The organism is Enterococcus dongliensis (assembly GCF_031927985.1).
Taxonomy (GTDB): Bacteria; Bacillota; Bacilli; order Lactobacillales; family Enterococcaceae; genus Enterococcus_A; species Enterococcus_A dongliensis.
On sequence record NZ_JARPZC010000033.1, the window covers coordinates 1 to 6,398 of the forward strand.

Genomic DNA, 6,398 nt, shown 5'->3' on the forward strand with positions numbered 1-6,398 from the left:
AGCTAAGGTTATAACGAAGATAGTAGCCCACGGCTACAATAATCACATCCTGCTGAAATTGCTTTCCTTTAAAATGACTCATCGTCATTCCTCCTGCTATCTTTTTCTATTATTCTACCTTATCTGATAGTAGATTTAAAACTTTGCAACAGAACCAATAATACCCGCGTGCTCTTCTTATAAGAACACGCGGGTATCATACTTTTGAAATTTAAAGCAAGTCTACATTGACCAATTTTAATCATTTCAACATAAATATTTTAGTGATTGTTTGCTATTATTCTTCTAAAAATCAATAATTATGCTTTTGATCTGCCTAAAATAAGTGAAACAATTAAGACTAAAATAACAGCTCCAATAATTGAAGGAACTAAAGCCATACCTGCTAGCGATGGTCCCCAACTACCTAATAACGCTTGACCTAAAGCAGAACCGACTAAACCAGCAATGATATTAGCAATCCAGCCCATGCTGTTACCTCTTCCAGTGATCGCTCCTGCAATCACACCAATAATAGCGCCTACGATTAATGACCAAATTAAACCCATGATAATTCCTCCTCTATCTTATTTTTTATTGTACTCGAGGTTCACGATTTTCTTCTATTTTTGCTTGTGCTTTGTTCGTGCCTCGGCTTACCGCATTTTTAGCTTTATCTGTTTGCTTAGAAACAAATTGACCTGTTGTTTTTGCGGCTCCAGTTACTTTATCTTGAACCGTTTCACTCTCATCTTCATAGTCATCTCTTGACTTGATATCGACAACATTTACATTCACTTCGATAACTTCGAGATGTGTCATATGTGCAACTTCATCTGTGATAACTTTTTTAATTTGATTATAGATCGCTGGAATATCACGTCCATACTCAATCACAACATCCATATCCACAGCAACTTGTTTTTTGCCGACTTCTGTTTCGATGCCCGCAGTTACGTTATCGGTATTGACTAATTTTTCAGCGATATTAGAGAAAAATCCGCCATCAACAGTTAGCAAGCCATCGATTTGTTCAACCGCTTTACCCACGATTTTTTGAATAACTTTGTCGTCATAAGTCAATTCACCTTTGACATTATCTGCACCATCATTTTTTGTAGTATCTTTAAAATTGGGATTAGCTGCGTGTTGCGCTCTTGTTTGTCCAGCAACACCTGGAGTTTGATTCAAATTATTGTTTTCAAAATTATTAGCCATTATAAATTCCTCCGTCTTGTTTAAAATTCTAATTCATTTTTTAGTAAGTAAAAATAATTTATTTGTTTTCTCGCTGATTAAAAAATTCATTTAACAAGCCCGTTTGTTCAAGATAGAACCCAAGAGCCACTCCTAAACCAGTTAAAATGATAATTAACAAAGTTTTAAAGAAGCCAATAGAAACAAACAAGATAGCAAGTATCAAACCTAGTCCCCCGAAAATAATCGGGAGTTTATATTGTTCATATATTTTTTTCATGGAACTCCCTCTTATTCTACTCGTGAGCGATTTGCTTCATTTTTATCATGCTCATCATCATATTTTGCAAATGTGATATCAACTTTAACTTTTTCTTGGCTACCTAAAATATCTTGTAATTCTCGTTGAATTTCTTCCATTAAAGTTCCTGTTTTTCCAATAATAGAAGAAGTTCGTGTTAATTGACCTTTAACTTTTACCTTAATTTTATTTTTTGTCGCTCTTACTTTAACATTTGGTGATGAGACGAAGCCCACACCATTTAGTTTTGAACGAACAAACCCTTCAATTGCTTTTTTATCTAACGTCAATTGACCTTTGTCTTCTTTGAGTACAAAAGTTTGTTTTGCCTTCGGATAGAAGATGAGGAATAAGATAAAAATTAACAAGATAGCAATAAGCACTAACGCGACCCAAAATAGATATTGTCGGAAATAATAATTTGACAGTGAGCCTAGCAAGAATTCTGTACGTTTCATTCCAAATGGTAAACTTAAATATGGAGAACTGATTGCAAGGACTATCAAGAACACCGATATCAATATCACTGAAACAATAATCCCAACTGCTTTTAATCCACGATTCATGACACACCTCCTTCAATATATTGCAACTGATTCGAAGTACTCTGATTATTAGTCTGTTGTTCGTATACTTTTGAATCAGTCTAGTAACTATCAACAAAGAGAATTAGCTTTCTCTTAATAAAACCATTATTAAATACTGGTGTTAAAGATTGATCGGCTCGCCACCCGTTACACCATAAATTTGAGCAGTAACATAGCTTGCATCATTTGAAGCTAAGAAGACATATACTGGTGCCAGTTCAACTGGTTGTCCAGCTCTTTCTAATAATGATTGTTGTCCAAAATCTGGTAATTTTTCTTCAGGCTGTCCTTGATCCAACTGAAGCGGTGTCCAGATTGGCCCTGGTGCTACTCCATTGACACGGATACCTTTTTTAGCTAATTGGGTGGCTAAGCTAACCGTAAAGTTTGCAATAGCTGCTTTTGTAGCTGCATAATCCATTAAATTATCACTAGGATTAAATGCTTGTACCGAAGTCGTCGTAATAATACTACTACCGGCAGGCAGATGACTGACTGCTTCTTGGACAATCGCAAACATCGAAATAATATTTATGGTAAATGTATCTTTTACTTGTTGAATAGGTAAAGTTTCAATCGATTCTTGGGAAATTTGTTGTGCTGAGTTAAGAACTAATGTATCTAATCCATTTAATTCTGCGACTGCTTTTGCAACGATTTCTTTTGGTGCCTGTTCATCCCTCAAATCATAGGGAAGTAATACGGCTTTTCTTCCAGCTGCTTCTATCAGTTCAGCAACTTCCTTTGCATCTTTTTCTTCACCTGGGAAGTATTGGAAAGCCACATCTGCACCTTCACGAGCAAATGCGATGGCGGCTGCGCGTCCAATTCCTGAGTCTGCTCCGGTAATCAATACTCTGCGATTCTCCATTTTTTTACTTCCAACGTAACTTTCTTCGCCGCAATCTGGTCGTGGTGTCATGTTTGTTTGGAGAGCAGGAGTATCTTGATCTTGTTTTTCAAAACGATCATTATAAAATAATTTTCTCGGATCTCTTAAAACAGGTTCTGTCATTTATTTCTCCTCACTTTCTATATTTATCTTAACGTACTTTAAAATTTTTTTTAAATGATACGCCTTTTTGGGTTCTGTTGCAAATTTTTAAATCTACTATCAAATAAGGTAGAATAATAGAAAAAGATAGCAGGAGGAATGACGATGAATCATTTTAAAGGAAAGCAATTTCAGCAGGATGTGATTATTGTAGCCGTGGGCTACTATCTTCGTTATAACCTTAGCTATCGTGAAGTTCAAGAAATCTTATATGATCGTGGCATTAACGTTTCTCACACAACAATTTACCGTTGGGTTCAAGAATATGGTAAGCTGATCTATCAAATCTGGAAAAAGAAAAATAGACAGTCCTTTTATTCGTGGAAAATGGACGAAACTTATATTAAAATTAAAGGGAAGTGGCATTATCTCTATCGTGCAATCGACTCAGAAGGCATGACACTGGATATTTGGCTAAGACGAAAGAGAAATACTCAGTCTGCTTATGCTTTCTTTAAACGACTATACAAGCAGTTTGGGGAACCGAAAGTTATCGTGACAGATAAAGCACCATCAATTGCTAGTGCTTTTAGGAAGTTACAAAAGCAGGGGCTATACAGCGAAACTGAGCACCGGACAGTCAAGTATCTCAATAACTTAATTGAGCAAGATCATAGACCTGTTAAACGTCGAAATAAACTTTATCAAAGTCTTCGTACTGCATCAACTACGATTAAGGGCATAGAAGCATTGAGAGGCATATACAAAAAGAACCGAAGAAATGGAACGCTCTTCGGCTTTTCGGTATCTACTGAAATTAAAGTTTTGATGGGTATACCAGCATAGTCAAAGTATCAGAATGGGACTTTTGTACTCAGTATTGAAACTTTGCAACAGAACCTACAAGTAATACATAAGCATACACAAAATCACCACTGAGATTCCAAAACCAATTAATGAAATTCTCTTTTTTATTTTCAAATTTGCCAATGGTTCGTCTCCTAATCTATGGGCTGACAGGTATGAATCAATCACTAGTATTTACCTTGAATCTTTTATGTGCCCTTTTTATTTTGAACGGCCATGAAATGAGCCACATTGGTCAGATGGCCTTTGTTAACGAGCAGTTGATCGTTAAGACTGACAAGCCTAACATGGGTAATCTTGCCGGTGGCTTGGTTGCACTTGATCCTCAAGAATAATAGATTGACTGAAAAGTAAAGAAGTCGGAGATAACGTTTTGTTCGTTATCTGCCGGCTTCTTTTGCGTACCGTTGTTATTTTGTTTTAATTTTTTAGGATCAAGATCCCTCGCGTTCCACTCTTGGCACAATTACCTGTAAAAAGTCACTCTTGGTGGTCACGGTAATTGGCAGAGATATCGCCGGATCCCCATCGATTCTGGCCTGAATGTCGCGTTTTGACAGGTTATCTATTTTAACGGTTTTGGTTTTAAAATAGCGAACCCCCTGGGCATTTTTGAGATTGCCGGTGATGAAATAACTCAAGTAGGTGAGTAGTTTCATGGGAGTGAAGCTCTTCAGCAAGAAGACATGGAGATAATCATCGTCGTAAGACGCATCCGGATTAAAGGCGATGAAACCACCAACCGAATTGGTCGTCGTGATCAGTAGAATCTGAGCCCGCAAGACTTCGGAGCGATCATTGGCTGTGATTTTTAATTTGTAAGAACGATTGGTGAACAGCTCTTTGAAGCCTTTGACCAAATAAATCATTTTGCCAAAGCGCTTCTTTTCATCGTCCTTGACGTTTCGAGCGATATCTGCCAATCTCCCCAGGGTGAGGCTGCTGACCATTGGTGTTTTCCCCACAGCCCCGAGGTCGACCTCTGCTGGTGAGCCATCTAACAGATTGTTAATGGCTTGATCGGTGTTCAGGGGGATGTGAAGGGCTCTGGCAAAATTGTTGATCGTGCCGCCAGGGATGATTCCCAGCGGGATTGATTGGCCAGCCTTCAAGAAGCCCTCACAGGCGGTATTGATTGATCCATCACCACCAATCGTAATCAGGCAGTCATAGTTTTCGGGTGATTTTTGAGCCTGTTCGACTGCATCATCACGTGACTTGGTTTGACTAAGGGTCACCGACTTGCCATTGCTTTCCAATAAGGATTGAGCCTTTTTGGCAATCGCTTCGTTGTCGCTTTTACCGGCACTGCCATTATAGATAATTAAATATTTTTTCATGTTGCACCTCCTCAAAGGAATGATTCGGATATAAGTAATAAAATAAATTATTTGACAACTACTAACTTTTACCACAAGAATCCTAGTTACTGTTCTAAATATGTTTACTTAGCTTATTGGTGGGGGACAAGTCAGAAAGGAATGAAAGGCGGTCTTATGTGGGTGTTCCCATTCTCAATGACAAATGTTTTTTCAGGGACTTACAAGCCAAGTTATATTTATAAACTAACAACAAAATGGAAAAGAGGTGTGGATTAGTTATGCTAAAAAAAATTGGGTACGTAATAGCTTTATTATTAGGATTCTTTTTAATAGTTTGGCTAGCCATTTATTGCAACATCGCACTTATTTTACTGGAGCCGTTCGAACGTACATGGTTGCCCAAAAGATTCCAACAAATAGCATTAAAAGTCAGAAAATCGTTTTTAATTGGGTCAATATGGGGCAATGGGAGGAAGATGTTTCAATTCACCACCAACACCATACCTATCAATATATTTATAATATGTCTTGGCAGGATAAAAAGGTTTCCCTAAGTATCTATAATCATCGGGAAGGTGTTAAAGATACTCTAGCTCCTTATCCACCCTTGGAGTATGATCGTTAATTTAATTTTTGCAAGCTTTATAATTGGTAGATTGTAAAGCTTAAGTTGAACATATTAGTGGACAGAAAAACCCATAAAGGTCTTTAATGGTGTCACCACAACATTCCACTAGAAAGAAGGACCTTTATGGGCACCACTATTTTATCATTTGAAGACCGCGTTGTCATCGAAACACTTCATCATGAAAAGCACTCACTTAAATATATTGCCGATTATTTAGGCTTTAGTAAAACCACTATCTTTAATGAGGTTCATCGCTTAGCTGGTGAGTATCACGCAGTTAAGGCTCAAACTGACCATGAAGTTAAACTTAGTCATCGTGGTCGTAAAACCATCTTAACGACTAACCTAAAGCGATTGATTGAAGAAAAAATCAAGATCCAAAAATGATCAATTGAACAAGTGGCTCATGTAGTTAGAATTGCCTACAAAACCATCTATAACTGGATTGGATTTGAGTCAATATCTTGGACATATTTTAGTAGAGACTGCTAAGACATTTTCTCTGTTTCTAAATCTTCAAACT

The 6,398-nt window shown here is 37.3% G+C and carries 10 protein-coding genes and 2 pseudogenes; 5 read left to right on the forward strand and 7 right to left on the reverse strand.

Translation table 11 applies throughout. The features are described 5' to 3' along the window. From P7D84_RS13355 to P7D84_RS13380, 6 genes and pseudogenes are all read right to left on the reverse strand, one after another. A pseudogene (locus P7D84_RS13355) lies at positions 1–82 on the reverse strand (IS6 family transposase); the annotation flags it as partial. A 217-nt stretch (positions 83–299) separates the two neighbouring features. Beyond that, positions 300–548 carry a GlsB/YeaQ/YmgE family stress response membrane protein gene (locus P7D84_RS13360; RefSeq protein ID WP_071857229.1) on the reverse strand — a complete coding sequence of 83 codons (249 nt, stop codon included), beginning with the start codon at positions 546–548 and terminating at the stop codon, positions 300–302. 25 nt (positions 549–573) lie between these two features. Next, positions 574–1,197, reverse strand: coding sequence for an Asp23/Gls24 family envelope stress response protein (locus P7D84_RS13365; protein ID WP_216453983.1), 624 nt, complete (start codon positions 1,195–1,197; stop codon positions 574–576). A 58-nt stretch (positions 1,198–1,255) separates the two neighbouring features. Then, positions 1,256–1,456: a DUF2273 domain-containing protein gene (locus P7D84_RS13370; protein ID WP_071857228.1), complete on the reverse strand. Its 201-nt coding sequence runs from the start codon at positions 1,454–1,456 to the stop codon at positions 1,256–1,258. A gap of 11 nt (positions 1,457–1,467) precedes the next feature. After that, the gene (amaP, locus tag P7D84_RS13375) at positions 1,468–2,043 is read right to left on the reverse strand and encodes an alkaline shock response membrane anchor protein AmaP (protein WP_071857227.1); all 576 of its coding nucleotides are present in this window, start codon (positions 2,041–2,043) and stop codon (positions 1,468–1,470) included. 142 nt (positions 2,044–2,185) lie between these two features. Continuing rightward, entirely contained in the window at positions 2,186–3,079 is an 894-nt protein-coding gene (locus P7D84_RS13380; RefSeq protein ID WP_037619890.1) for an SDR family oxidoreductase, read from the reverse strand. Between the two features lie 144 nt (positions 3,080–3,223). Here P7D84_RS13380 and P7D84_RS13385 point away from each other — a divergent pair, with 144 nt between their 5' ends. Then, complete coding sequence (locus tag P7D84_RS13385; protein WP_277896277.1) at positions 3,224–3,904, forward strand: IS6 family transposase; 681 nt, start codon at positions 3,224–3,226, stop codon at positions 3,902–3,904. Between the two features lie 143 nt (positions 3,905–4,047). Beyond that, positions 4,048–4,260 carry a hypothetical protein gene (locus P7D84_RS13390; protein ID WP_311800975.1) on the forward strand — a complete coding sequence of 71 codons (213 nt, stop codon included), beginning with the start codon at positions 4,048–4,050 and terminating at the stop codon, positions 4,258–4,260. Between the two features lie 99 nt (positions 4,261–4,359). Here P7D84_RS13390 and P7D84_RS13395 read toward each other — a convergent pair whose 3' ends face one another. Beyond that, the gene (locus P7D84_RS13395; protein WP_275267867.1) at positions 4,360–5,265 is read right to left on the reverse strand and encodes a diacylglycerol/lipid kinase family protein; all 906 of its coding nucleotides are present in this window, start codon (positions 5,263–5,265) and stop codon (positions 4,360–4,362) included. 51 nt (positions 5,266–5,316) lie between these two features. Between P7D84_RS13395 and P7D84_RS13930 the strand changes: the two genes are divergently transcribed. From P7D84_RS13930 to P7D84_RS13405, 3 genes and pseudogenes are all read left to right on the forward strand, one after another. Further along, positions 5,317–5,523, forward strand: coding sequence for a hypothetical protein (locus P7D84_RS13930; RefSeq protein ID WP_512699331.1), 207 nt, complete (start codon positions 5,317–5,319; stop codon positions 5,521–5,523). Continuing rightward, on the forward strand, positions 5,513–5,872 hold the full coding sequence (locus P7D84_RS13400) for a DUF3139 domain-containing protein (RefSeq protein ID WP_311806748.1): 360 nt from the start codon (positions 5,513–5,515) through the stop codon (positions 5,870–5,872). Before P7D84_RS13930 ends, P7D84_RS13400 begins: the two co-directional genes overlap by 11 nt. A gap of 126 nt (positions 5,873–5,998) precedes the next feature. Next, positions 5,999–6,322: pseudogene (locus P7D84_RS13405) on the forward strand (helix-turn-helix domain-containing protein); the annotation flags it as partial. Positions 6,323–6,398: the final 76 nt, after the last annotated feature.